Here is a 22,119-nt window from a genome sequence, read left to right as displayed (position 1 = left end):
GAACTGCTTCTTGCCGATGATTCGGAACCCACCCGGAAACGGATGGGACCCATTCAGGTGATCCGGGTCACTGCACGGTGAAAGAAATGCTGTGCCACCCGGTCGCGCCATCGGGAACCGTGCCCGCGCGCTGGCCGGTCTGCGTGTACCCGTTCTTGTCGGTGGCCCGGCAGACGACCTGGTGCCCGCCGGGCGGGACGTCGAACTCGATCCACCACATGCGCCAGGTGTCCCGGTTGACCTCGTGGGACAGCATGGCTTCGCGCCACGGGCCGGTGTCGAGGCGCACTTCGACCTTCTCGATCCCGGTGTGCTGGGCCCAGGCGATCCCGGCGACGCGCACCTTCCCGCCCGGCACCGTTTCAAACCCTTTCGGCGTATCGATGCGCGATTGTGTCTTGATCGGCGCTTCCCGGCCCCAGCCGCGTTTCAGCCAATAGGCCTGACGCGCCTGCCAGGTCGTCACTTCGAGGTCGGTCACCCATTTCGTGGCCGACACATAGCCGTACAACCCGGGAATGACAAGCCGGGCCGGGAAACCGTGCTCGAGCGGCAGCGGCTCGCCGTTCATCCCGATGGCGAGCATGGCGCCTCGCGTGCGGTCCATCGCCGCGGCGACCGGGCTGCCGGACGTCCAGCCGTCCACACTGGACGAGAAGAGCTGCTCGGCGCCCGGCCGCACCCGGGCTTCGCCGAGCAGGTCAGCCAGGTCGACGCCGACGAAGTTCGCCGTGGACACATACGTTCCGCCGACCTCGTTGGAGACACAGGTCATCGTGATGGTGCGTTCCACCAGCGGCCGGTCGCGGATGTCGGCGTAGCGATACCGCACCTCGCGCTCGACCATGCCGTGCAGCCGCAGGCTCCAGTCCTCGGCCCGCACCTGCGGCACGGTCAACGCGGTGTCGACGCGGTAGAAGCCGGCGTTGCGGGTGACGAACTCCGGGGTGCCGAGCTTCACGAAGTCGGCGTCGGCGGGAATCACCGGCGCGGTCCGGGCCGGGATCAGCGGCCCGACGGCGGCCCGTGACGACGCGGCGTCCCGGCGTCCGGCGAGCAGCTGCCCGCCGATTCCCGCCGCGGCGGCACCGGCGACGGCGAGCAGCACCTTGCGCCGCGAGGAGCTCGGGGCGGCGCCGGGCCGGACCCGGTACAGGAGGGCGAACGTGCCGACGCCGGTGACCAGGCTCGCGAGCGGGGCCCACAGGGCGAGCGCGCCGAGATCGGGGCGGGTGTACACCGCCACGAGCCCGACGAGGCCGAACGCGGTGATCACGACGAGACCCGGCCACGGCGTGCGGCGGGAAATGAGCCCCGCCGCCACCGCGGCCAGCACCAGCACGACGGCCATCCCCGACAGCAGCACGAGCTTGTCGTAGGTGCCGAAGGTGCGGACCGCGAAGTCCTTGAGCCATCCGGGAGTCAGGTCGATGGCGCCGTTGCCCACGGCGAGGAACGGCGAGGCGTTGACGCCGACGAGCCCGGCGACGAGGTGCCCGGCGGCCAGGGCCGCGGCGAGCGCGACCAGGGCGGTGATCCACCGGTGTGCGCTGCTCATGATGCTCCGGTCAGGGAAATGCGGGTGACGGCCGGGGTGGTCGGGCCGGGCGAGCCGCCCGCGGGTTCGACGGTGATGCCGATCCGGTCGGTGCCGGGCGGCAGCTCGGTGACGAGCATCCGCTGCGACGGCTCGGCGGTCATCAGTCCCGCCGAGTGCGCGCCGCCGCGGCCGATGAGCCAGACCTGGTAGACGTGCGCGGCGTCCAGCGCCGGCAGCCCGGACGCGAGGAGCACGGCCTGGTTCCGGCTGCGCGACAGCACGAGCGTGGCGCTGCCCTGGCCCGCCCCCGGGATGGCCGACGCATCGGGCGCCGACAGCACCGAGTCGACCGGAGACGGCACGGGCGGACGGGCCTGGACACCGATCACGACCGCGGCCACGGCCGCCGCGGCGGCCCCGAGCAGCGCGGTGCGCAGCTGCCATATCCCGGCCCTGCCAAGCTCCCGAGCCACCTTCGGCGGTAACTGCCGGGTCCGAGCCACCTCGGCCAGCACCACCGCCTTCAGCTCCGGCGGGACCTCGACCGCCGCGGCGGCGCCCAGCCGGGCACCCGTCGCGCGCAGCTCCGCCACCTCCTGGCGGCACGCCGCGCACTCCCCCAGGTGCCGCTCGAACTCGCCACGGTCCACATCGGACACCGCGTCGAGCGCGTAGGCCCCGGTCAGCATGTGCAGCTCGGCGGTCACCGGTCCACCCCCAGGCAGTCGCGCAGGCGGATCAGGCCGTCGCGGATGCGGGTCTTCACGGTGCCCGGCGCGACCTGCAGCACCTCCGCCACCTCCGGGTAGGTGTAGCCGTTGTAGTAGGCCAGCACGATCGACTCGCGCTGCAGGGCGGTCAGCGCCGCCAGGCACTGGCGCACCCGCTGCTGGTCCAGTGTCGCCAGCGTGGACTCGGTGACGTCGTCGAACGGCCGCCGGACGTCCATCCGGCCCGCCCGTTCCTCCCGGTCGAGCCCGGCCTGGTGCGAGCGCACCCGGTCCACCGCCCGGCGGTGGGCGATCGTCAGCACCCACGACAGCGCGCTGCCGCGCCCGGGCGCGTACCGGGTGGCTTTGCGCCACACCTCCACCAGCACCTCCTGTGCCACTTCCTCGGCCTGGGCGTGGTTGCGCAGCACGCGCGTCACCAGCCCGAGCACCGGCCCGGCGATGAGGTCGTACAGCGCCGAGAACGCCGTTTCGTCCCCGGCCGCGACCCGCCGCAGCAGCTCTTCGGCGTCCGGCGCGGGCGCCGGCACCTCGTCCGGCCGCAGCCGCAGCCGTCCACGCTCACCCATGCCCGGCACCCTCCACGTCACCCTGTCCCTTGCCGGGCGTTCGCGGCCGCGGCACGGACCGGACTGGTGGCCGGTGACGCTTCCCACCCGGACGGCGCAACTCCGCCGCAGGAACCCATCCGGGCAGGCCGCGGCTCCGAAAGGCACCTTCGGCGCACATCCCAGCCCACCCGCCAGGTACCGGATCGGCTGGGTTGTCGTGAGTGGTAATGAGGGTTAGAACACTGTTATTCACTCACGACCGCGAACCGGCGGCGAGCACGAAAGCCCGGCGACCTGCAACTTGCTCACCGCATGTGACGGAATTGCCTTTTCGGCCACTCCTCAGGTGACCTCCACCACTTCTTGATCACCCCTAAGTGTGAAAGATTTTCGGATCGCTGGGCGTTGACCTCACCATGGGTTATCCCTGGAACAAGATCATTCCGCTCCACCCGACCCGAAGGTGTCCCCCATGGCCGACCCGCACAGCGTGACCAGCGCCGCCCTCGACTTCGCCCTGCGCACCTTCGGCGCCGGGCCGCGGCCGGTGCCCGCCGAGCTGGAGTACGACACCCGTGACCCGTACGCGGTCGCCGTGGTGCTGCACGCCGGCCCCAGCGCCGTCCGCTGGCTGTTCGGCCGCGACCTGCTCGCCGACGGCCTGCTCGCCCGCTGCGGCGACGGGGACGTCCGGATCGGGCCCGCCGCCGACCCCGCCCTGGTCGTGGTCGAACTCAGCTCCCCCGACGGCGCCGCGGTGCTCGAAGCCCCCGCGAAGGAGATCGCCGCCTTCCTCGACCGGACCTACGACGTCGTGCCGGCCGGGAGCGAGAGCGACTGGTTCGACTTCGACGCCGAGCTGGGGAAGCTGTCGTACCTGGACTGAGTACCGTCTCGCCGGTGAGCTTCTTCCTGACGAAAGTGCTCGCCGCGCTCGACGCCGGTGGTGACCGCGTCCTGTTCCACGCCGGCGGCGTCCCCACCACCTACCACCAGGCCCGTGACCGCCTGCGCCGCCTCCACGGCGGCCTCGGCCCGGTCCGGACCCTGGCCGTCGACCTGCGCAACCGCCCCGACACAGTGCTCGTTCAGCTCGCCGCCCTGCTGCGCGGCGCGACCGTGGTCATGGTCCCGGCCTCGGCCCCGAAGGCCGCCCGGCTCGCCGCGGCCCGCGACGCCCTCGTCGTCACCGACCGCCCGGACGACTGGCCCGGCGACGACGTACGGACCCCCGGCGACCTCGACGGCGACCCGGAACCCCTGGAACTGCCGGAGAAGGTCCGCCTGCTGTTCCCCACCGGCGGCACCACCGGCCCCCCGAAGCTCATCCGCCACAGCGGCATCTACGACGGCATGGCGCACATCTTCGCGCCGTCGCCGGACGGCCCGGGCCGCACCCTGCTCGTCGCGCCGATGACGCACATGACCGGCAACGCCACGGTGCTCGGCGCGCTGCTGCGTCGGGACACCGTCGTCGTGCACGACGGCTTCGACGCGGGCGCCGTCCTGGCCGCCATCGAAGAACACCGGATCGACACGCTCTCGCTGACCCCTCCGCGGCTGGCGGCCCTCCTGGACCATCCCCGCCGTCCGCGGACGGACCTCAGCAGCGTCCGGTCGCTGTCGCTCGGCGCCGCGCCGCTGCCGCCGCACCGGCTCGCGCAGGCCCTCGACGTCTTCGGCCCGGTCGTCGGCCAGGGGTACGGCCTCACCGAGGCCCCGATGATCGCGAGTATCTCCGCCGCCGAGCTGCTCGGCCGCCCGGACCGGCTGGGCTCGGTCGGCCGGATCGTCCCCGGCATGGAGGCCCGGATCACCGACGGCGAGGTCGAAGTGCGCGGACTGTCCATGATGGACGGTTACGCCGGCGCGCCGCCGATCGGCGGCGGCTGGCTGCGCACCGGCGACCTCGGCCGCTTCGACGACGAGGGCTACCTCTACCTGCTCGGCCGCGCGGACGACGTCGTCGTGGCGGGCGAGCACGGCACGAAGGTACCCGCCACCGTCGTCGAACACGCACTGGCCACGCACCCGGCCGTGCGCAGTGCCGCCGTCTTCGGCCGCGACACCGCCGACGGCCAGGTCCTGCACGCCGTCGTGGTGCCGTCGGGAACCGTGACCGCCGAGGAAATCCGGGCACACGCCCGGAAAGCCTTCGGGCAGGAGCACTACGTGCCCGCCGCGGTGGACTTCGTGGCCGCGCTGCCCCTGACCGCCGTCGGCAAGGTCGACAAACGCGCGCTGGCTCAGCTCGTGACGGCGCCGTAGGACGACGACCGGACCAGCTTCACGTACTTGCCCAGCACCCCTTCGCCGAACTTCGACGGCAGCGGCTCCCAGCCCTCCCGCCGCCGCGCCAGCTCGGCCGGGTCGACCAGCAGATCGATGCTGCGGGCCTTGATGTCGACGGCGATCCGGTCGCCGGTGCGGACGAACGCGATCGGGCCGCCGTCGACCGCTTCGGGCGCGACGTGGCCGATGCACAGGCCGGTCGTGCCGCCGGAGAACCGGCCGTCGGTCAGCAGCAGGACATCCCGCCCGAGGCCGGCACCCTTGATCGCCGCGGTGATCGCGAGCATCTCGCGCATGCCCGGACCGCCCTTGGGCCCTTCGTAACGAATGACGACGACGTCGCCGGGCGCGATGCGGCCCTCGTTCAGCGCGGTCATCGCCTCCTGCTCGCGCTCGAACACCCGCGCCGGGCCTTCGAAACTGGCGGTGTCGAACCCGGCGGACTTCACGACCGCGCCCTCTGGCGCAAGCGAGCCACGCAGGATGGTGATGCCGCCGGTCGGGTGCAGCGGGTTGTCCAGGCGCCGCAGGACTTCGCCGTCGATCGGGTCGGGGTCCAGCTCGGCGAGGTTCTCGGCGACCGTGCGGCCGGTGACGGTCAGCGCGTCGCCGTGGATCAGCCCCTCGTCCAGCAGGGCCTTCATCAGCACGGGAATGCCGCCGTGGCGGTCGATGTCGCTCATGACGTACTTGCCGAACGGCTTCAGGTCGCCCAGGTGCGGGACGCGGTCGCCGATCCGGTTGAAGTCGTCGAGCGTCAGCCCGACCTTCGCCTCGTGCGCGATGGCCAGCAGGTGCAGCACGGCATTGGTCGAACCACCGAGGGCCATCACGACCGTGATGGCGTTCTCGAACGCCTCGCGCGTCAGGATGTCGCGGGCGGTGATGCCGCGTTCGAGCAGGCCGACGACGGCTTCCCCGGACAGGCGCGCGTAGTGGTCGCGGCGGCGGTCCGCCGACGGCGGCGCGGCCGACCCCGGCATGCTCATCCCCATCGCTTCGGCCGCCGACGCCATCGTGTTCGCCGTGTACATGCCGCCGCAGGCGCCTTCGCCGGGGCAGATGGCGCGCTCGATCCGGTCCAGGTCGGCGGTCTTCATGCGCCCGGCCCGGCACGCGCCGACCGCCTCGAAGGCGTCGATGATGCTGACGTCCTTCTCGGTGCCGTCGGTGAGCTTCACCCAGCCGGGCGCGATCGTGCCCGCGTAGAGGAACACCGACGCCAGGTCGAGCCGCGCGGCCGCCATCAGCATGCCCGGCAGCGACTTGTCGCAGCCTGCCAGCAGGATCGAGCCGTCGAGCCGCTCGGCCTGCATGACCGTCTCGACCGAGTCGGCGATGACCTCGCGCGAGACGAGCGAGAAGTGCATGCCGTCGTGGCCCATGGAAATGCCGTCGGACACCGAGATCGTGCCGAACTGCAGCGGGTAGCCGCCGCCGGCGTGCACGCCCTCCTTGGCCGCCTGCGCGAGCCGGTCCAGCGACAGGTTGCAGGGCGTGATCTCGTTCCACGAACTGGCGACGCCGATGATCGGCTTGGCCCAGTCGCCGTCCCCCATCCCGACGGCGCGCAGCATGCCCCTGGCGGGCGCGGCCTCGATCCCGTCGGTCACCGTGCGGCTGCGGGGCTTCGGGTCGATCGTCATCGCGGGCCCTCCGATACGACGTCCGGACGAACTGCATGGTACCAACGTTCACGCGGTCCGCTGGCCGGAACGAACTGCTACCCGCACCCGCGCGGGAAGCGAAAACTTCGGCGCATGATCGCCACAATGGTGTGGGGGACGGGCAATGTCGGCCGGGCGGCCATCCGGGCCGTCGACGCCCATCCGGCGCTGAAGCTGACCGCGGTGCTCGTCCACGATCCGGCGAAGGTCGGCCGGGACGCGGGTGAACTGGCGGGCATCCGGGAACTCGGCGTGGCCGCCACGGACGACGTCGAAACCGCGCTGGCCGCGAGCCCGCGCGCGGTCGTGTACGCCGCTTCGGGTGACGTCCGGTTCGACGACGCCTTCGCCGACGTCGTGCGCGCGATCCGGGCAGGCGCGGTCGTCGTGACCCCGGCGCTCTACCCGCTCTACGACCAGCGGAACGCGCCTTCCGAGCTGCGGGAGCCCGTGCTGGCGGCGATCGCCGAAGGCGGCGGCTCGCTGTTCGTCTCCGGCGTCGACCCCGGCTGGGGCAACGATGTGCTGCCCGTGCTGGTCAGCGGGCTCGGCACCACCATCGAGGCCATCCGGTGCCAGGAGATCTTCGACTACTCGACCTACGACCAGCCCGACTCCGTCCGGTACCTGGTCGGCATGGGCCAGCCGATGGACTACGCGCCGCCGATGCTCATGACCGGCGTCCCCACCATGGTGTGGGGCGGCCAGGTCCGGCTGATCGCGCGGGCTCTGGACGTCGAGATCGACGAAATCCGGGAGACACTGGACCGGCGTCCGCTCGAGGAAACCGTGTCCACTGCGGCCATGGGCGAGTTCGAGAAGGGCACGCAGGGCGCGGTGCGGTTCGAGGTACAGGGCATCGTCGGCGGCGAGCCGCGGATCGTCGTCGAACACGTCACGCGCATCCACCCGTCGTGCGCACCGGACTGGCCGGTGCCGCCCAGCGGCGACGGCGCCCACCGCGTGATCATCGAAGGCCGTCCGCGCATCGAGGTCACCGTCGAGGCGAGCGACGAGGGCGAAAACCGGTCGGCGGGCGGCAACGCCACCGCCGTCGGGCGCCTGGTCGGCGCCATCGACTGGCTGGCCGCCGCGGAACCCGGCCTCTACGACGCACTCGACGTCCCGCTGCGCCCGGCAGCAGGCAAGCTCGGAAGGAGGCGTCCGTGAACATCGACATCCCCGCAGGCAAGGACCCGATCGGGTACGTCTGGGGCGAGATGGTGCCCGGCATCGGGATCGCCGCGTCGCAGTTCTCGCTGGCCGTGTACGAGCACACCACGCTGGGGCTGCGGGAGTTCGAAGCCGCGCGGCTGCGGATCGCGCAGATCAACGGCTGCGTCTTCTGCCTCGACTGGCGCACCGAACGCGACGGGCAGAAGGTCGAGGAGGAGTTCGCCGACGCCGTCCTGCAGTGGCGCACGACCGACCGCTTCGACGACCGGACGCGCCTGGCGGCCGAGTACGCCGAGCGCTACGCGACCGACCACCACAACCTCGACGACGAGTTCTGGCACCGGATGTCGGCGCACTACACACAGCGGGAGATCGTCGAGCTGAGCATGAGCCTCGGCGCGTGGCTGGCGTTCGGCCGCCACACCCCCGGCGGGGGGGTGCAAACGTTCTGGTTGCGGCCGCACTCGTCGTGAGTGAGAAACAGTGTTCTAACCCTGTTTCTCACTCACGACAAGCCGCGGCAGACCTCAGAAGTCGGTTGCGATGATCTTCTCGATGTTGCGCTCGGCCAGTGCCGTGATGGTGACGAACGGGTTGACGCTCGTGTTGCCCGGGATCAGCGAGCCGTCGATCGCGTAGAGACCCCGGTAGCCGGCGAGCCTGCCGTAGTTGTCGGTCGCCCTGCCGAGCACCGCGCCGCCGAGCGGGTGGTAGGTGAGATGGTCGCCCCAGATCTTGTACGCGCCGAAGAGGTCGGTCCGGTAGATCGTGCCCTCGGTCGCGTTGATCTTGTCGAAGATGGACTTCGCCATGTCGATCGCCGGCTGCTTCCACGCCGTCTGCCAGTTCAGGTCCACCATCCGCGTCGAGGGGTTCCAGGTGAACTGCCCGCGGTTCGGGTTCTTCGTGATCGACAGGTAGAACGACGCGTACGTCTCGATCCCGGTCGGCAGCGGCGCGACCTCGGCGAACGCGCCCCCCGCGGCCCAGTTGTCGATGCCGCCGCACGGGATGGACGACTGCAGGGCGCCGGTCGGGTCCCACATGTGGTTGGCACGCCCGCACATGACGTTCCCGTTGTCGCCCCAGCCCTTCCCGACCTCGCTGCTGAGGTCGGGAAGCGCGCCGGTCGCCTTGAGCTTCACCAGCAGCTTGCTCGTCCCCACGCTGCCCGCGGCGAAGAACACCTTGTCCGCCGTGACGGTCTTCATCGCCGACACCGCGCCCGCGGTGGTGAGCTGTTCGAGCGTGACGGTGTAGCCGCCGCCGGAGGCGGGCACCACCTGCGTCACGCGGTGCAGCGGCGAGATGGTGACCCGGCCGGTCGCCGCGATCCGCGGCAGGTAGGTCTTCTGCAGGGACTTCTTGCCGTAGTTGTTGCCGTACAGGATTTCCCCGGCCAGCGCCGACTTCGGCACGGTGCCGGCGGCCTCCTGCTCCATGTAGTCCCAGTCGTACACGTCGGGCACGAACACGAACGGGAACCCGGACCGCTGGGCCTGTTTGCGGCCGACGCGCGCGTACTGGTAGCAGTCGGTGGTGTCGAACCAGGCGGGGCGGACGGTCGCGACGCCGAGGGCGGCGTTGGCGCGCGGGTAGTAGACGTCGTACATCTCGTTCGCGTCGACGGTCGGCAGGATGGCGCCGAAGTTCTCCCGCCGCGGCGTGACGGCCATGCCGCCGTTGACCAGCGAGCCGCCGCCGACCCCGCGGCCCTGGTACACGGTGATCCCGCTGAACTCCTCGGCGTCGAGGATGCCGGTGTAGCGCGGGATGTCCCGGTCGATGGGAAAGCCGAGGAAGTTGGACAGCGGCTGCTTGGTCCGGGTGCGCAGCCAGTACGAGCGCTGGTCGGGGCTGGTGGTGTTGGCGAAGATCTTGCCGTCCGCGCCCGGGGTGTCCCAGGCCATGCCCATTTCGACCATGTGGACGTCGATGCCGGCTTCGGCGAGCCGCAGCGCGGCGACCGAGCCGCCGTAGCCGGAGCCGATGACCAGCACGGGGACGCGTGCGGCGTCGGTGATGACGGCGGCCGCCCGCGGCGTTGCGGAAGCCTGGCCGCCTATGACAGCCCCCGCCAATATAGAACCAGTTCCAGCAATGAAGAGACGGCGGGATATGGCGCCAGAAGGTGTTCTCCACACGGGTTCGTCACTCATGTGTTGTTCCTCACCGTTGAGGTATTTAGAACAAGTTATAGCTCGGTGGTGCAGACAAGTCGACATATACCGACGAGTAACCTGGCGGGGTCACGCGGCCGTGCCGCCGAATGGGCCATGATGGACGGCTGTGGAGTCGACCCGAGTGGACCGCTGGCTCTGGGCGGTCCGGCTGACGAAGACCCGCCCGGACGCGGCGGCGGCGTGCCGAGGCGGGCACGTGCGCGTCAACGACAAGCCCGCGAAGCCGGCGACGACGGTCGTGCCGGGCGACGAAGTGCGCCTGCGCATCGGCGGCACGACCCGCGTCCTCGACGTGGTCCGGGTGATCCAGAAACGCGTGGGCGCGGCGGACGCGGCAACGTGCTTCGTGGACCGGACACCGAAACCCCCGCCGGAGTCGGTGATCCCGGTCGCCCGCCGCGACCGCGGCGCGGGACGGCCGACCAAAAAGGAGCGTCGCGTCCTGGACGCCTTCCGCGCCCAGGAACCCTGAGCAGCCTTAGGTCAACTTCCCCGTTGACCTAGGGATCGCGTCCCCCGGCCGGGGTTTGCCGGAAATAGCCGGGAATCCGGACGGCGCCGGTCGGAGTGGACGCAAAGTGGGTAGTCCCCTGCCGGACCGGACGGAGGGGAACGATGACGACCGTAGAGGAAGCCCCGGATCGCCTGCTGGCCGCGGCGCGGCCGCTCGTCGTCCGGTACTGCCGCGCACGCCTCGGCACACCGGACGCCGACGACGTCGCGCAGGACGTCTGCCTGGCCGTGCTCAAGGCCCTCCCGGGCCGCCCACCGGAGCGGCCGTTCCCGAACTTCGTCGCGGGCATCGCCCGCTACAAGGTCGCGGCCGCCCGCAAGGCCGCGGCCCGCCAGCACGACGAGCCGGTCGCCGACCCACCGGACGCGATCGACGTGTCGATGGACCCCGAGCTGCACGCCCTGCGCCGCGAACTTGGGGAACGCATGGCGAAGCTGCTGCAGGTCCTGCCGGAGAAGCAGCGGGAGATCGTGGTGTTGAGGGTGGTGGTCGGCCTGTCGGCAGAGGAGACGGCGGCGGCGGTGGGGTCGACGCCGGGCGCGGTGCGGGTGGCTCAGCACCGGGCGCTCGGTCAGCTGCGGAAGGTTGTCACGGACGCGGCTGGGGCGCACTCGGGCGGCTGAAGGGCGGTGCGGGGCGTGCTCGCCGGTCATGCGGCGCGGGTCGGCCGGGCCGCATGAGCAGGGCTGGAGCCCGACCGCAACCCGCCTCGCACCTCCGCCGCCCAGGCACCCACGGCCACACCTGGCATCTCGGCCCCCACCCGGCCGAGCGACCACGCCACCCCTCAAAGCCCACCCTCGCCGATCATTCCCCTCAACTTGCCCAGCGCGCGGTACTGCGTGATGCGGACGTTGCCCGCCGAGATGCCCAGTGCCTCCGCCGTCTCCGTTGCCGACAGGCCTCCGACCACCCTCAGCGCCAGGATCTCCTGGTGGAGCCGTGGGAGCGTGGCCAGCAGCCTGCCCAGCCTGACGCCCAGGTCCAGCTCCAGTGCGTGGGCCTCCGGCTCGTTGCCGCCCAGGGGGTGGTCCGGAAGCTCCGGGACCGGCTTCGCGCGGTCGCGGGCCACCGCGCGGAACGCGTCGGCTACCTTGTTTGCCGCGATTGCGCGTACCAGGTACAGGAACGAGCCGCCGCGGTCCTGGTAGTTCGGGAGCACCTTGAGGACCGCCAGGCAGACCTCCTGGGCGACGTCGTCGGCCGAGAGGTAGGACAGGTCGCGGCCGCCGATGCGGGCTCGGCAGTACCGCACCACCGTCGGCTTGACCAGGCGCAGCAGTGCCTGGACCGCGTCCGGGTCGCCCGTGCGGGCCGCCGCGACCAGCGGGTCGAGGCGCTCCTTCGCCAGCCTGCCGTCCGGGCGCGGCGATTCCTCGAGCACGACGTAACCGTCGACCGGTGCCTCCACCGGGAGCATGGTTTCCACGGATCCCTCCTCGCGTCCGCCACCGGCACGTCCGTCCACTGTGGAGCACACCGGTGCTTCGACGGTCCGGGTCCGGCATATGGCGTAATCGAGGGGCTGACCAGCAACGTTGCAGGGCGGCAGGATTTGTCCGGCTATTGTCCGGTCCGGCCCCACCGGACGCCGTACGCGAAGCCGGGTGCCAGGTCACGGAACCGCACGTGCACCTCGCCCGCGTCGTCGGCGGCCAGCTCGGCGCCGCGCGGACGGCGGGTCCCGGCGTCGGCCGCGTCGCTCTGGAAGACCTTCTCCAGCCGCACGATCCGCTCCGGCACCCGCGCACCGAACCGGACGTGCAGATCGAACAGGTCGCACGGGTGCCGCGGCACGCAGACGTACCGCGGGCCGCCGAGGTGCGCCCGGAACCGGAGGCCGATCTCGTGCCGCGCGCCGCGCCGCAACGGCTCCGGCAGCCGCAGTGCCAGCCCGACCCGGTCACTCGATTCCATCACGCGGCCGGCGAGCACTCCGCCGTGGAAGACGTCGACCGCCAGATCACCGGGCCCGGATTCACCCGATACGGGTAACGTCAACGCCAGGTCGAGCACGGCGATTTCGTCGGCGTCGGCGATCACCCTGCGGAATTCGAACGCTTCCGGCACCGGCTGGTCGAGAGCGAGCGTGACGCGCAGTTCTTCGGTGTGCCAGCTGCGGCTCGGATAGCGCGGCCGCAGTTCCGCTTCGCGGGTCGCGACGGCCATTGCGGCGATCTGTTCGATGCCCTCGTCGATCCGCCGCCGGACCGTCCGGTCGTCGCGGTCGAGCGTGCTCGCCGCCCAGTGCACCCGCTCCTGGTAGAACGGCTTGCGCGCCCGCTCGTCCAGCGCGAACGCCGCCCGCAGCGCGATCTTCAGGTCGTCCGGCAGCGACTCGACCAGCGGCCGCAGCCGGTCGAGCAGCTTGCGGCGCATCTCCACGGTGCCGTCGGCTTCCGAAATGCCACAAGTGGTGCGCAATGCGGGGCCGATCCGGTCCGCGAGCGGCGTCGTGAAAATTGCCCTCCCTTTGCGCAGTGCCTTGAGCTCGCCGACCACGTCCGCCGCACTGAGGTCCACCGTTCCTCCCCTTTCCACGCACGGGGAGTCAATGTTCGTCAGTGCCACCGCGGATGTCCAGCCGATCACGGCCCGGCAAACGGATCGTTATCCCGGGGTTTCCTTTCCCGCTGCGACGGGAAACGGGAAACTCCTTGCGGTCGCGTTCCCCGCGGCCGCATTCTCGGGTTCGGCCACACGATTCGAAGGAGCCGAAATGAAGATCGTCTGTTCGTTCTCTCAGCTGCTGCGGGCGGGTTTCTGGCTCACGGCGGTGGCACTCGTGACCGGGCTCGCCCTCGGCGGGCAGGACGGCCCGGCGCCGGCGCACCCGCGTCCCCCGGTGGTGGCCGCGGCCCCGGCCGGGTGATCGTGACCCGGCCGTTGCCCCGGCCCCGGTTGGGGGCGGCGGGCGGCGGGTACTTGTTGATCATGAGCCCGAGGATGTGGCGCCTGCTGATCTCGGGGTCGCTGCGGCTGTTCCTGATCAGTGCCGTGCCGGCCGCCGCCCACCTGTCCGTACTCGCCGGCCTGGCGGCGACGGTCATCGCGTTCGTCGTGCCTGCCCCACGGCAGCCGCGCGAGCCCGGCGGCCCCGGCTGACCCGCAGGCGGTCTGCCGCGGCTTGTCGTGAGTGGTAATTAGGGTTAGAACCCGAATTACCACTCACGAGCCCGGACCGGCCACCCAGCCGCGGCGCCGGACGCACCGGCCCCGCAGCACGACCGCGGCCGGATCGGCCAGCTGGGCCAGGTCCTCCCGCGGGTCCCGGTCGTAGACGACCGCGTCGGCCGGGGCGCCCGGTTCCAGGCCGCGCAGTCCCAGGTACTCGCGCGCACTCCACGACGCCGCCGCCAGCGCGTCGTGCGGCTTGACTCCCGCCGCGGCCAGCGCGCGGATCTCGGCCACGATTCCCCCGTGCGGCAGGGAATCCGTGCCCGCCAGCACCCGCACGCCCGCCTCCGCGGCCGCGGCCGTCAGCGCGCCGTGCACCCGCGCGCCGCTCAGGTACCACGTGCGGGCCGGGCTGTCCGGCTCGTTCTCCCGCCGCCGCAGGCTTCCGGTGATCACCGACAACGTCGGCGTCAGCGCCGTCCCCTGCTCGGCCATCCGGGCCAGCAGGCCCGGGTCGAGGCACATCCCGTGCTCCAGGCTGTCGACGCCCGCCGCCACCGCCGCCGCGCCGCCTTCCGGGTGCTGGCTGTGCACCGCCACCCGGCCGCCTGCCGCGTGCACCTCGCGCACCACGGCCCGCAGCACGTCCACCGGCACCGCGGCATCACCGACGCGCCAGTCCGCGATGATCTTCGCCCAGCCCGTCCGCGCGGCCTGCGCGGCCGCCAGTGCGGGCAGCTCGCCGTGGTCCGCGCGACGGCCCCAGCCGTCGAAGAACTGGCCGTGCTGCGCCAGCCACGGGCCCGCGTGCCGGGCGCGCGGCACGTCGGGGTCCTCGCCGAACCACGCGGGCGGCTCGCCCGGCAGTCCCGGGGAGCGGATCAGCGTCACCCCCGCGTCGACGTGCTGGTGCAGCTGTTCCCGGAGCAGCCCGGCGTCCATCGGCTGCCCGGGCGCGGCCGCGCCGGGATGGGTGTGCGCGTCGACCAGGCCGGGCACCAGCCAGCCCTCGGCCACCAGCGTCGCGCCCGGGACCGGGTCGGTCGTCCAGCGGTCCCCGTCGGCGTAGAGGTCGGCGTACTCGCCGTCCGGCAGCGCGTACCCCCTGATGCGCGTGATCACCACGCCGAACGTACCCGCGTACGCAGCCCGGCGTAGGCGCAAGTGCCGTACGCCGTCGGACGACCGCGGGCGCCCGGATCCCGAGGATGGGAGCCACCGAAACCCCGAGGAGGCGACCATGACCCGGCTGGGCATCCGGACCCGCAAGACCTTTCTCGTCGCGCACATCGTGGCGGCCGGGGCGTGGATCGGGATCGACGCGGTCCTCGGCATCCTCGTCACGACCGCGCTCGTCACCGGCGACGCGGGCGTCCGCACCACCAGCCTGGCGGCACTCGGCCTGTTCGCCGTGTGGCCGATGCTGACCGCCGCCGTCCTGACGCTCGCCACCGGCGTCGTGCTCGGCCTCGGCACCCGGTACGGCCTCCTCCGCTACTGGTGGGTGGCCGTGAAGCTCGTGATCAACGTCCTGATGGCAGTGCTGATCCTCGTCGCGCTGCGCCCGGGAATCGCCCAGGCCACCGCGGACCCGCAAGGCCTGCTCTACCCCGTGGTCGTCGCCCCTGCCCTGTTGCTGTTCGCCAGCGTCCTCTCGGTCTTCAAGCCGTGGGGCCGCATCCGGAAGGAGCACCATGACCCTGCCCGTCGCCACGACCGCGCTGACCAAGCGCTACGGACCGGCCGCCGCCGTCGAGGACCTGAACCTGTCCGTGCGGGCCGGTGAGGTGTACGGCTTCCTCGGCCCCAACGGCGCCGGCAAGACGACCACCCTGCGCATGCTGCTCGGCCTGATCCGGCCGACGTCCGGCCGGGTACGGCTGCTCGGCGCCGAACCGGGACCGGCCAGCCTCGCCCGTGTCGGCGCCCTGATCGAAGGACCCGCGTTCTACCCGTACCTGTCCGGCCGGGCCAACCTGCGGGTCCTCGCCGACCACGCCGGGGTGCGGCGGACGCGCGTCGAGGAGGTGCTCGACGTCGTCAGCCTCACCGAGCGCGCCAAGGACCGGTACTCGACGTACTCGCTCGGCATGAAGCAGCGGCTCGGCCTGGCCGCGGCGCTGCTGAAGGACCCCGAGCTGGTGGTACTCGACGAGCCCACCAACGGCCTCGACCCGGCGGGCATGGCCGACATGCGGGTCACCCTGCGCAAGCTGGCCGCCGGCGGGTGCACCGTGCTGCTGTCCAGCCACCTGCTGGCCGAGGTCGAGCAGATCTGCGACCGCGTGGGCGTGCTCGACCGCGGACGGCTCGTCGCCGAGACCACGGTCGCGGACCTGCGGTCCGGCGGCGCGCTGCGCGTCGTCGCCGAGCCGCTCGAGCAGGCACGCGACCACCTGCGGCACCGCTACGGCGGCGTCCGCGTCGACGGCCGGGCCCTCGAACTCGACGTCGACCCCGGTGAGGCCGGCCGCGTCAACGCCGGGCTGGTCGGCGCCGGCTGCACCGTCACCGAGCTGCGCTGGCACGAACCCGACCTGGAACAGACCTTCCTCGCCCTGACCGGAGGTACCCCCGATGCTGCGTGACATCCGCGCCGAGCTGACCAAGCAGGCCCGCCGCCCCGCGACCTGGCTGCTGCTGGCCGTCGCCGTCGTCCTGACCCTCACCTTCGGCTACGCCGTCCCGTACGCGGGCCTGAGCGGGGCCACGTCCGGGCCGCCGGGCTCCGGCCGCGGGCTGGCCGCGATGCTGCCGGACGCTTTCGTCGGCAGCGCCCTCGGCGGCCTGCCGATCTTCGTCGGCGCCCTCGCGCTGATCTTCGGCGTGCTGGTCGCGGGCAGCGAATACGGCTACGGCACGTGGAAAACCGTGCTGGTGCAACACCCTTCGCGCGTCGCGGTGTACGGCGCGAAGCTGGTCACCGTCGCACTGGCGACGCTCGCGGCGGTGCTGACGCTGTTCGCGGCGACGGCGGGGGCGAGCGCACTCGTGGCGTCGCTCGAAGGCCAGGCGCTGACCTGGCCCGCCGTCTCCGACGTCCTGCTCGGCCTCGGCGCCGGCTGGCTGGTCACGACCATGTGGGGCGCGCTCGGCGTGCTGCTGGCGATCGGCCTGCGCTCGGTCGCGCTGCCGATCGGGCTGGGCCTGGTGTGGCTGCTCGCGGTGCAGAACCTCCTCGCGTCGATCGCCGCGCCGCTGCTGGACTGGGTCGCGCAGCTGCAGAAGGTGCTGCCCGGCCCGAACGCGGGTGCGCTGGCCGCGGCGTTCGGGGCGAGCGCGCCGGGCGTCGGGCAGGTCGTCGGATCGGGGCAGGCGACCGCCGTGCTGGCCGGGTACCTGGTCGTGTTCGGCGTCCTCGGCGGCTGGCTGCTGCACCGCCGCGACATCGCCTGACCTGCGCCCGGTGCGGTGAGGCGGGGGCCGGTCACGCCCGGTGTAGGGTTTCCCGGTTCCGACGACCGCGTGAGGTGCCATGACAGTGCGGCGGTACCCAGTCGCGATCCTGCTCGTCGTCCTCACGGTCACCCTGGTCGTGGTCAACGGCTTCGCGTTCTGGGGCGACACCCTCGCGCAGTGGGCCGACGACGCGATGCAGCTCTCGGCCGGGATCGCCGCGGTCGTCAGCGGGGTCCTGCTTGCCCGCCGGACCCGCGGCCACCAGCGCTGGTGGCGGCTGCTCATCGCGTTCGGCATGACGGGCTGGTCGCTCGGCCAGTGCGTCTGGTCGTGGTACCAGCTCGTCGACGGCCGCGGGCTGCCCTCGCCGTCACTGGCCGACGTCGGCTACCTGAGCTTCCCGGTGTTCGCGCTCGCCGCACTGTTCACCCTGGCCAGGGCCCGGATCCGGCCGGACCGCGCACGACGGCTGCCCGCGCAGTGGACGGCCCACTTCGGCGTCGCGGTGGTGCTCGACGGCCTGGTCGTCACCGGCTCGCTGTTCATCCTCACCTGGACCGCGGCACTCGGGCAGGTGGTCAGGGCCACCGGGCCGGACGCGCTGACCTGGGCGGTCGCCATCGCCTACCCGCTGTCCGACCTGGTGATCGTGGTCGTCGCGCTGCTGCTGGTGGTGTTCGACCGGGTGGACCGCCCGTACCGCGCGAACCTGCTGCTGCTCGCCGTCGGGATCGTCGCGCTGGCCTGCTCCGACAGCGTGTTCGCCTACCTGGTCAGCATCGGCGCGGAGAGCATGAAGCCGTGGTCGGACGGCGGGTTCGTGCTCGGGCCGCTGTTCATCGCCTACGCACTGCTGGTGACGCCGAACCAGCGGCGGCGGGACGAGGCGGGCCAGCCGGTCGGCGTCGACTGGTGGCAGCTGGCGCTGCCGTACGTGCCGGTCACCGCGGTCGCGCTGCTGATCACCGTGCAGGTCGTGGCCGGTGCCGGGCCGGACGTCGTCGAGGTCTCGGTCGGGGTGCTGGTCATCTTCCTCGTGCTGGCCCGGCAGCTGCTTTCCCTGCTGGACAACCGGGTGCTGCTGCGCCGGGTGTACGAGGGCCAGCAGCAGCTGACCCACCAGGCCTACCACGACCCGCTGACCGGGCTGGCCAACCGCGCGCTGTTCGCCGACCGGCTGGACCGGGCGGTCGAGGAGGCGCACCGGCCGCTGGTGCTGATCTTCGTCGACCTCGACGACTTCAAGGAGGTCAACGACCGGTTCGGGCACGCGGGCGGCGACGTCCTGCTGCACGCGGTCGCCCAGCGGCTGCTGAGCTGCGTCCGCGCGGGCGACACGGTGGCGCGCCTGGGCGGCGACGAGTTCGCGATCCTGCTGGAGGGCGAGCTGGATGCCCCGCAGGCCGTCGCCGACCGGATCCAGGGCGCGCTGCGGCGGCCGTTCGCCGTCAACGGCACGCTGGTCCCGGTCCGCGCGAGCATGGGACTGGTGGTGCCGGACCCGGACGAGCCGGCGATCACGGCGGACGTGCTGCTGGGCCGCGCGGACACGTCGATGTACGCGGGCAAGCGGCTGGGCAAGGACACCACCGTCGTCTACCGCCCGTCGGAGGACGCGCCACCGGACTTCCCGGCGGCACTGCGCCGCGCGGACGGCGGCATCCCGGAGGGGTTCGGGCTGGTGTTCCAGCCGATCGTCCGGCTGCCCGGCGGCGCCCCGCAGGCGGTGGAGGCACTGGCGCGCTGGACGGCCCGCGACGGCACGGCGGTGTCCCCCGAGACGTTCGTCCGCGCCGCCGAGGGCGCGGGTCTGGGCGCCGAGCTCGACGCGCTGGTGCTGGACCTGGCCTGCCGCGAGATCACCACGGCAGGGGTGGACCTGACGGTGCACGTCAACGTGTGCGCGAGCCGGCTCGGCGCGGCAGCGCTGGAGCAGAGCGTCGGCGCGGCACTGGACCGCTACGGCCTGCCCGCGGAGCGGCTGGTCGTCGAGATCACCGAGACGGTGCCGGTCCCGGACCTGGCCGCGGGCGCGGCGGCGATCCGGCGCCTGCAGGACCTCGGCGTCCGGGTGGCCCTCGACGACTTCGGCGCGGGCTACAGCTCGCTGACGGTCCTGCACGCGCTGCCGGTCGACCTGGTCAAGCTGGACCGCGCCCTGATGACCGGCGACCGCCCGGACCGCGACGCGGCCCTGTGCCGGTCACTGGTCGGGCTGTGCGCCGACCTCGGCGTCGACGTGGTCGCCGAGGGCATCGAGACACGCGCGCAGGCGGAGCTGGTGACGGGCGCGGGCTGCCCGGCGGCCCAGGGCTACCTCTTCGGCCGCCCGGCCCCGCTGACCACCCTCCGGCTTTCGACCCTCTCCGCCGGCTAGCTGTCCAGCGTGCTCTGAAGGCCACCATCAAGGCATCTGGTGCTGTGATGGTGGCCTTCAGAGGCTTTGGAGTCAGCTCACCCCCGAGGGCAGCACACCGAAAATCGTCGCCGTCGAACCCGCTCCACGGCGGTTGATCGGGCCACCCGCCAGCACCCACGCCCCCGTCGTGGGCAGGGCCGCGAGGTTGGCCAGGATCTCCAGGCTGATCCGGTGCCGCCGGTAGACCAGCTTGGACACCGTGTACGTCTCGTCGGTGCCGACGTCGGGGCTGAACGTGTCGGTGCCCGTGCCGCCGCGGCGGCCCAGGCGTCCGGTGTCGATCAGCCACTGGACCGCGGGGACCGAGAAGCCCGGCTGGTGCAGGACGCCGTCCGCGCCGGTGTTGGGGAACGCCGGGGTGCCCCACTTGGCGTCCCAGCCGGTCCAGAGGACGACCACGGACTCCGCCGGGATCCGGCCGTGGCGCTTCTCCCATGCCTTGAGGTCGTCGATCGTCACCGCGTAGTCGGGGTTCGCCGCGGCCTTCGCCCGGACGTCGATCTTCACCGCGGGCCGGAACAGGTCGCCGGGGTCCAGCTCGTCGGCGAGCGGCTCGCCGGTGTTGAAGTGCCCGGGCGCGCCCCAGTGCGTGCCCGTGTGCTCGCCTTCGCGGACGTACTGCAGGTAGTAGCCGTCCTGCGGGATGGTCGCGATGGTCTCCAGCTCGAACGCCGGGTCCCCGGGGAAGACGTTGGTGGTGGCCGGATCGTTGACGTGCGACAGGCTGACCAGGTTCAGCTGGTCGAGCCGCACCGGCGGCGCGGCCTGTGCGGTCCGCCCGGACAGCGCGGCGCCGAACACCCCGGCCAGCCCCGCGGCCAGCACCCTGCGTCTCATCGGCATGAGGGATCACCTTTCACCGGTCCGGCCGCCGCCCGTGCGGCGGCCCTGCCGGTGATATCACCCGTGCTGGGCGGGGCCAAGGAGTTGCGCGAAGATGACGTCCGTGGACGACGACATCGAAGACAACGCCGACACCGGCATCCTCGACCCCGAGGACACCCTCGACGACCGCGACGAGCTGGCGGAAGGGTACTCGCCGCCGGAACGCGCGCAGGCCACCGAGGGCTGGGGCACCACCGCGCGCGAGACGGCGGAGGGCGAGAGCTGGGCGGGCCGCCTCGCCCGCGAAGTCCCGGACGTGACCGACGACGGCGGCGACGGCCTCGGCGACACGGCCGACACCGACGGCGAGCCGTGGGACGACGAGGTCGGCGACGTCCGCGCGGGCCGCCTGGTCGCGTCCGACGAAGGCTTCGGCGAGGACACCGACGAAGAGCTGTACGCCTCCGACGCGGGCATCGACGGCGGCGCGGCGTCGGCGGAGGAAGCGGCCGTCCACGTGATCGACCCGTCCCGGCGCTGGTGATTCCTGCCCGGTTCCGCCCTTGCCGGGAATTCACTGCGGATTTCGCCGCTTCTGCCTCGTCCGGCCGCGGGCGCTCTTTTACGCTCGCGGCCGAACGAGGCAGAAAGGACATTTCTGTGAATCGCATCGAATCGGCCGCCCAGCGCGTCACGTCGGACGACATCGTCCCGCTCACCCCGCTGGAGCCGGTGAGCTGCGCATGGGCGGTGTGGCGCGCGGTCACCCGCCTGGCCTGCGCCCAGCGCGCGACGGCCGAGCGCGAGTTCGCCCGCGCGATCAACCAGGGCACCCCGGACATCAACATCGGCTTCCACCCGTCGGCGGCCGAAGCGGTCCACCACGCGGCGGCTCCGGGCGGCGTGTCGGTGCTGCAGCTGCTGCGCGCCGTCGAGACGCACCTCTGAGGTCGTCAGCACCCTTTCCCGTCATTCTCCGCGATTCTCGGATTCCCCGTCGCCCTTCGGCCGGGGAAAATCGGCTCCCGCCGATACCACGAGAAGGATGACAGTGAATCGCATTGAGAAGGCAGCCGCCGACGTTCGACTGACGCCGTTGGAATGCGTCACGCCCCGGATCCCGGCAACCTGCGCCGACGCGTTCGTCGCCGCCGCGGAGGTCGCGGCCTACGCGACCCGGCGGAACGCCGTGATGCGCGCCATGGTCGCGGCAACCGAACGGACGGCCAACGCCGTGGGCGGCCGCACCTTCGACGTCGGATTCCGCTAACGCACGGTCACACCTGGACGCGGTTGTACTCCCGCACCGCGTCCAGGTACTCCCCGATCGCATCCCGGTTACGCAGCAGGCATTCCGCCCGCCGGGTCATGCGGTCACGTTCCGCCTCCAGAGTCGCGATCATCTCCGGAGTAGCGTCGGGAAAGTAGATCGTCCGCGGCTTGTCGAGGCACGGCAGGATCTGCTTGATGATCCGCGTCGGCAGGCCGGCGTCGAGCAGGCCGCGGACCTGGATGACCCGGTCGACCGTCGGCTCGTCGTAGTCGCGGTAGCCGTTGGGGCCGCGGCCTGCCACGATCAGTCCCTGTTCCTCGTAGTACCGGAGCAGCCGGCGGGACGTGCCGGTGCGCTCCGCGAGCTCGCCGATCCGCATGTGTGCCACCTCACGTAGACCTTCACATCAATGTGAGGGTTTGAGCATAGCCG

25 protein-coding genes are annotated in these 22,119 nt (G+C 72.2%); 15 read left to right on the top strand and 10 right to left on the bottom strand.

Features of this window, described 5'->3' with window-relative positions:
• Positions 1-67: 67 nt before the first annotated feature.
• From ABJI51_RS23750 to sigK, 3 genes are read right to left on the bottom strand one after another with little or no spacing between them, the layout of a single operon-like run.
• Complete coding sequence (locus ABJI51_RS23750) at positions 68-1,558, bottom strand: molybdopterin-dependent oxidoreductase (RefSeq protein ID WP_348953512.1); 1,491 nt, start codon at positions 1,556-1,558, stop codon at positions 68-70.
• The gene (locus tag ABJI51_RS23745; protein WP_348953511.1) at positions 1,555-2,247 is read right to left on the bottom strand and encodes an anti-sigma factor; all 693 of its coding nucleotides are present in this window, start codon (positions 2,245-2,247) and stop codon (positions 1,555-1,557) included. Before ABJI51_RS23745 ends, ABJI51_RS23750 begins: the two co-directional genes overlap by 4 nt.
• A complete protein-coding gene (gene sigK, locus ABJI51_RS23740; protein WP_348953509.1) occupies positions 2,244-2,840 on the bottom strand; it encodes an ECF RNA polymerase sigma factor SigK in 597 nt (198 codons plus the stop codon). Before sigK ends, ABJI51_RS23745 begins: the two co-directional genes overlap by 4 nt.
• A 454-nt stretch (positions 2,841-3,294) precedes the next feature.
• On the opposite strand from sigK, the gene ABJI51_RS23735 reads away from it, so the two are divergent.
• Both ABJI51_RS23735 and ABJI51_RS23730 read left to right on the top strand, forming a co-directional pair.
• Complete coding sequence (locus ABJI51_RS23735; RefSeq protein ID WP_348953508.1) at positions 3,295-3,708, top strand: SsgA family sporulation/cell division regulator; 414 nt, start codon at positions 3,295-3,297, stop codon at positions 3,706-3,708.
• Between the two features lie 14 nt (positions 3,709-3,722).
• Entirely contained in the window at positions 3,723-5,090 is a 1,368-nt protein-coding gene (locus ABJI51_RS23730) for a class I adenylate-forming enzyme family protein (protein ID WP_348953507.1), read from the top strand.
• Here the strand turns inward: ABJI51_RS23730 and ilvD are convergent.
• Positions 5,069-6,760, bottom strand: a complete 1,692-nt coding sequence (gene ilvD, locus ABJI51_RS23725) for a dihydroxy-acid dehydratase (protein ID WP_348953506.1) — start codon at positions 6,758-6,760, stop codon at positions 5,069-5,071. The genes ABJI51_RS23730 and ilvD overlap by 22 nt on opposite strands.
• Before the next feature lie 114 nt (positions 6,761-6,874).
• Between ilvD and ABJI51_RS23720 the strand changes: the two genes are divergently transcribed.
• Both ABJI51_RS23720 and ABJI51_RS23715 read left to right on the top strand, forming a co-directional pair.
• Entirely contained in the window at positions 6,875-7,951 is a 1,077-nt protein-coding gene (locus ABJI51_RS23720; protein WP_348953505.1) for an NAD(P)H-dependent amine dehydrogenase family protein, read from the top strand.
• Positions 7,948-8,430: a carboxymuconolactone decarboxylase family protein gene (locus tag ABJI51_RS23715; protein ID WP_348953503.1), complete on the top strand. Its 483-nt coding sequence runs from the start codon at positions 7,948-7,950 to the stop codon at positions 8,428-8,430. Before ABJI51_RS23720 ends, ABJI51_RS23715 begins: the two co-directional genes overlap by 4 nt.
• A gap of 54 nt (positions 8,431-8,484) precedes the next feature.
• On the opposite strand, the gene ABJI51_RS23710 is transcribed toward ABJI51_RS23715, so the two are convergent.
• The gene (locus ABJI51_RS23710; protein ID WP_348953501.1) at positions 8,485-10,038 is read right to left on the bottom strand and encodes a GMC oxidoreductase; all 1,554 of its coding nucleotides are present in this window, start codon (positions 10,036-10,038) and stop codon (positions 8,485-8,487) included.
• Positions 10,039-10,246: 208 nt separating this feature from the next.
• On the opposite strand from ABJI51_RS23710, the gene ABJI51_RS23705 reads away from it, so the two are divergent.
• Together ABJI51_RS23705 and ABJI51_RS23700 are read left to right on the top strand one after the other, a co-directional pair.
• Positions 10,247-10,612, top strand: coding sequence for an RNA-binding S4 domain-containing protein (locus tag ABJI51_RS23705; protein WP_348953500.1), 366 nt, complete (start codon positions 10,247-10,249; stop codon positions 10,610-10,612).
• A gap of 143 nt (positions 10,613-10,755) precedes the next feature.
• Complete coding sequence (locus ABJI51_RS23700; RefSeq protein WP_348953499.1) at positions 10,756-11,277, top strand: sigma-70 family RNA polymerase sigma factor; 522 nt, start codon at positions 10,756-10,758, stop codon at positions 11,275-11,277.
• A 164-nt stretch (positions 11,278-11,441) separates the two neighbouring features.
• On the opposite strand, the gene shbA is transcribed toward ABJI51_RS23700, so the two are convergent.
• Positions 11,442-12,074, bottom strand: coding sequence for an RNA polymerase sigma factor ShbA (shbA, locus tag ABJI51_RS23695; RefSeq protein WP_348953552.1), 633 nt, complete (start codon positions 12,072-12,074; stop codon positions 11,442-11,444).
• 143 nt (positions 12,075-12,217) lie between these two features.
• Entirely contained in the window at positions 12,218-13,177 is a 960-nt protein-coding gene (locus ABJI51_RS23690) for a hypothetical protein (protein WP_348953498.1), read from the bottom strand.
• 196 nt (positions 13,178-13,373) lie between these two features.
• Here ABJI51_RS23690 and ABJI51_RS23685 point away from each other — a divergent pair, with 196 nt between their 5' ends.
• Both ABJI51_RS23685 and ABJI51_RS23680 read left to right on the top strand, forming a co-directional pair.
• Entirely contained in the window at positions 13,374-13,526 is a 153-nt protein-coding gene (locus ABJI51_RS23685; protein ID WP_348953497.1) for a hypothetical protein, read from the top strand.
• A 62-nt stretch (positions 13,527-13,588) separates the two neighbouring features.
• Positions 13,589-13,759 (top strand): hypothetical protein, encoded by a 171-nt coding sequence (locus ABJI51_RS23680; RefSeq protein WP_348953495.1) that lies wholly within the window; start codon positions 13,589-13,591, stop codon positions 13,757-13,759.
• A 63-nt stretch (positions 13,760-13,822) separates the two neighbouring features.
• Here the strand turns inward: ABJI51_RS23680 and ABJI51_RS23675 are convergent, their stop codons facing one another.
• Positions 13,823-14,893, bottom strand: coding sequence for an amidohydrolase family protein (locus ABJI51_RS23675; protein WP_348953494.1), 1,071 nt, complete (start codon positions 14,891-14,893; stop codon positions 13,823-13,825).
• A gap of 118 nt (positions 14,894-15,011) precedes the next feature.
• Here ABJI51_RS23675 and ABJI51_RS23670 point away from each other — a divergent pair, with 118 nt between their 5' ends.
• From ABJI51_RS23670 to ABJI51_RS23655, 4 genes are all read left to right on the top strand, one after another.
• A complete protein-coding gene (locus ABJI51_RS23670; protein ID WP_348953492.1) occupies positions 15,012-15,557 on the top strand; it encodes a hypothetical protein in 546 nt (181 codons plus the stop codon).
• On the top strand, positions 15,466-16,359 hold the full coding sequence (locus ABJI51_RS23665; RefSeq protein ID WP_348953491.1) for an ABC transporter ATP-binding protein: 894 nt from the start codon (positions 15,466-15,468) through the stop codon (positions 16,357-16,359). Before ABJI51_RS23670 ends, ABJI51_RS23665 begins: the two co-directional genes overlap by 92 nt.
• On the top strand, positions 16,349-17,167 hold the full coding sequence (locus ABJI51_RS23660; protein ID WP_348953490.1) for a DUF2705 family protein: 819 nt from the start codon (positions 16,349-16,351) through the stop codon (positions 17,165-17,167). Before ABJI51_RS23665 ends, ABJI51_RS23660 begins: the two co-directional genes overlap by 11 nt.
• An 85-nt stretch (positions 17,168-17,252) precedes the next feature.
• Positions 17,253-19,547: a putative bifunctional diguanylate cyclase/phosphodiesterase gene (locus ABJI51_RS23655; protein ID WP_348953489.1), complete on the top strand. Its 2,295-nt coding sequence runs from the start codon at positions 17,253-17,255 to the stop codon at positions 19,545-19,547.
• 72 nt (positions 19,548-19,619) lie between these two features.
• Here the strand turns inward: ABJI51_RS23655 and ABJI51_RS23650 are convergent, their stop codons facing one another.
• Entirely contained in the window at positions 19,620-20,432 is an 813-nt protein-coding gene (locus ABJI51_RS23650; protein ID WP_348953488.1) for a cyclase family protein, read from the bottom strand.
• A gap of 103 nt (positions 20,433-20,535) precedes the next feature.
• Here ABJI51_RS23650 and ABJI51_RS23645 point away from each other — a divergent pair, with 103 nt between their 5' ends.
• The 3 genes from ABJI51_RS23645 to ABJI51_RS23635 all read left to right on the top strand — a co-directional run bounded on the left by ABJI51_RS23645 (position 20,536) and on the right by ABJI51_RS23635 (position 21,684).
• The gene (locus tag ABJI51_RS23645) at positions 20,536-20,958 is read left to right on the top strand and encodes a DUF5709 domain-containing protein (protein ID WP_348953551.1); all 423 of its coding nucleotides are present in this window, start codon (positions 20,536-20,538) and stop codon (positions 20,956-20,958) included.
• 116 nt (positions 20,959-21,074) lie between these two features.
• Positions 21,075-21,362: a hypothetical protein gene (locus ABJI51_RS23640; protein ID WP_348953486.1), complete on the top strand. Its 288-nt coding sequence runs from the start codon at positions 21,075-21,077 to the stop codon at positions 21,360-21,362.
• Between the two features lie 148 nt (positions 21,363-21,510).
• On the top strand, positions 21,511-21,684 hold the full coding sequence (locus ABJI51_RS23635; RefSeq protein WP_348953485.1) for a hypothetical protein: 174 nt from the start codon (positions 21,511-21,513) through the stop codon (positions 21,682-21,684).
• Between the two features lie 7 nt (positions 21,685-21,691).
• Here the strand turns inward: ABJI51_RS23635 and ABJI51_RS23630 are convergent, their stop codons facing one another.
• Positions 21,692-22,066 (bottom strand): MerR family transcriptional regulator, encoded by a 375-nt coding sequence (locus ABJI51_RS23630; protein ID WP_348953484.1) that lies wholly within the window; start codon positions 22,064-22,066, stop codon positions 21,692-21,694.
• Positions 22,067-22,119 lie beyond the last annotated feature (53 nt).

Source organism: Amycolatopsis melonis (assembly GCF_040064235.1).
GTDB classification, from domain to species: domain Bacteria; phylum Actinomycetota; class Actinomycetes; order Mycobacteriales; family Pseudonocardiaceae; genus Amycolatopsis; species Amycolatopsis melonis.
This window is presented reverse-complemented; position numbering and strand designations above follow the sequence as displayed.

Bases quoted from the DNA above. Each gene is read 5' to 3' on its own strand.
- ABJI51_RS23750 (WP_348953512.1), bottom strand. From the start codon at position 1,558: ATGAGCAGCGCACACCGGTGGATCACCGCCCTGGTCGCGCTCGCCGCG.
- sigK (WP_348953509.1), bottom strand. From the start codon at position 2,840: ATGGGTGAGCGTGGACGGCTGCGGCTGCGGCCGGACGAGGTGCCGGCG.
- ABJI51_RS23735 (WP_348953508.1), top strand. From the start codon at position 3,295: ATGGCCGACCCGCACAGCGTGACCAGCGCCGCCCTCGACTTCGCCCTG.
- ilvD (WP_348953506.1), bottom strand. From the start codon at position 6,760: ATGACGATCGACCCGAAGCCCCGCAGCCGCACGGTGACCGACGGGATC.
- ABJI51_RS23720 (WP_348953505.1), top strand. From the start codon at position 6,875: ATGATCGCCACAATGGTGTGGGGGACGGGCAATGTCGGCCGGGCGGCC.
- ABJI51_RS23700 (WP_348953499.1), top strand. From the start codon at position 10,756: ATGACGACCGTAGAGGAAGCCCCGGATCGCCTGCTGGCCGCGGCGCGG.
- shbA (WP_348953552.1), bottom strand. From the start codon at position 12,074: ATGCTCCCGGTGGAGGCACCGGTCGACGGTTACGTCGTGCTCGAGGAA.
- ABJI51_RS23685 (WP_348953497.1), top strand. From the start codon at position 13,374: ATGAAGATCGTCTGTTCGTTCTCTCAGCTGCTGCGGGCGGGTTTCTGG.
- ABJI51_RS23680 (WP_348953495.1), top strand. From the start codon at position 13,589: ATGAGCCCGAGGATGTGGCGCCTGCTGATCTCGGGGTCGCTGCGGCTG.
- ABJI51_RS23670 (WP_348953492.1), top strand. From the start codon at position 15,012: ATGACCCGGCTGGGCATCCGGACCCGCAAGACCTTTCTCGTCGCGCAC.
- ABJI51_RS23665 (WP_348953491.1), top strand. From the start codon at position 15,466: ATGACCCTGCCCGTCGCCACGACCGCGCTGACCAAGCGCTACGGACCG.
- ABJI51_RS23660 (WP_348953490.1), top strand. From the start codon at position 16,349: ATGCTGCGTGACATCCGCGCCGAGCTGACCAAGCAGGCCCGCCGCCCC.
- ABJI51_RS23650 (WP_348953488.1), bottom strand. From the start codon at position 20,432: ATGCCGATGAGACGCAGGGTGCTGGCCGCGGGGCTGGCCGGGGTGTTC.
- ABJI51_RS23630 (WP_348953484.1), bottom strand. From the start codon at position 22,066: ATGCGGATCGGCGAGCTCGCGGAGCGCACCGGCACGTCCCGCCGGCTG.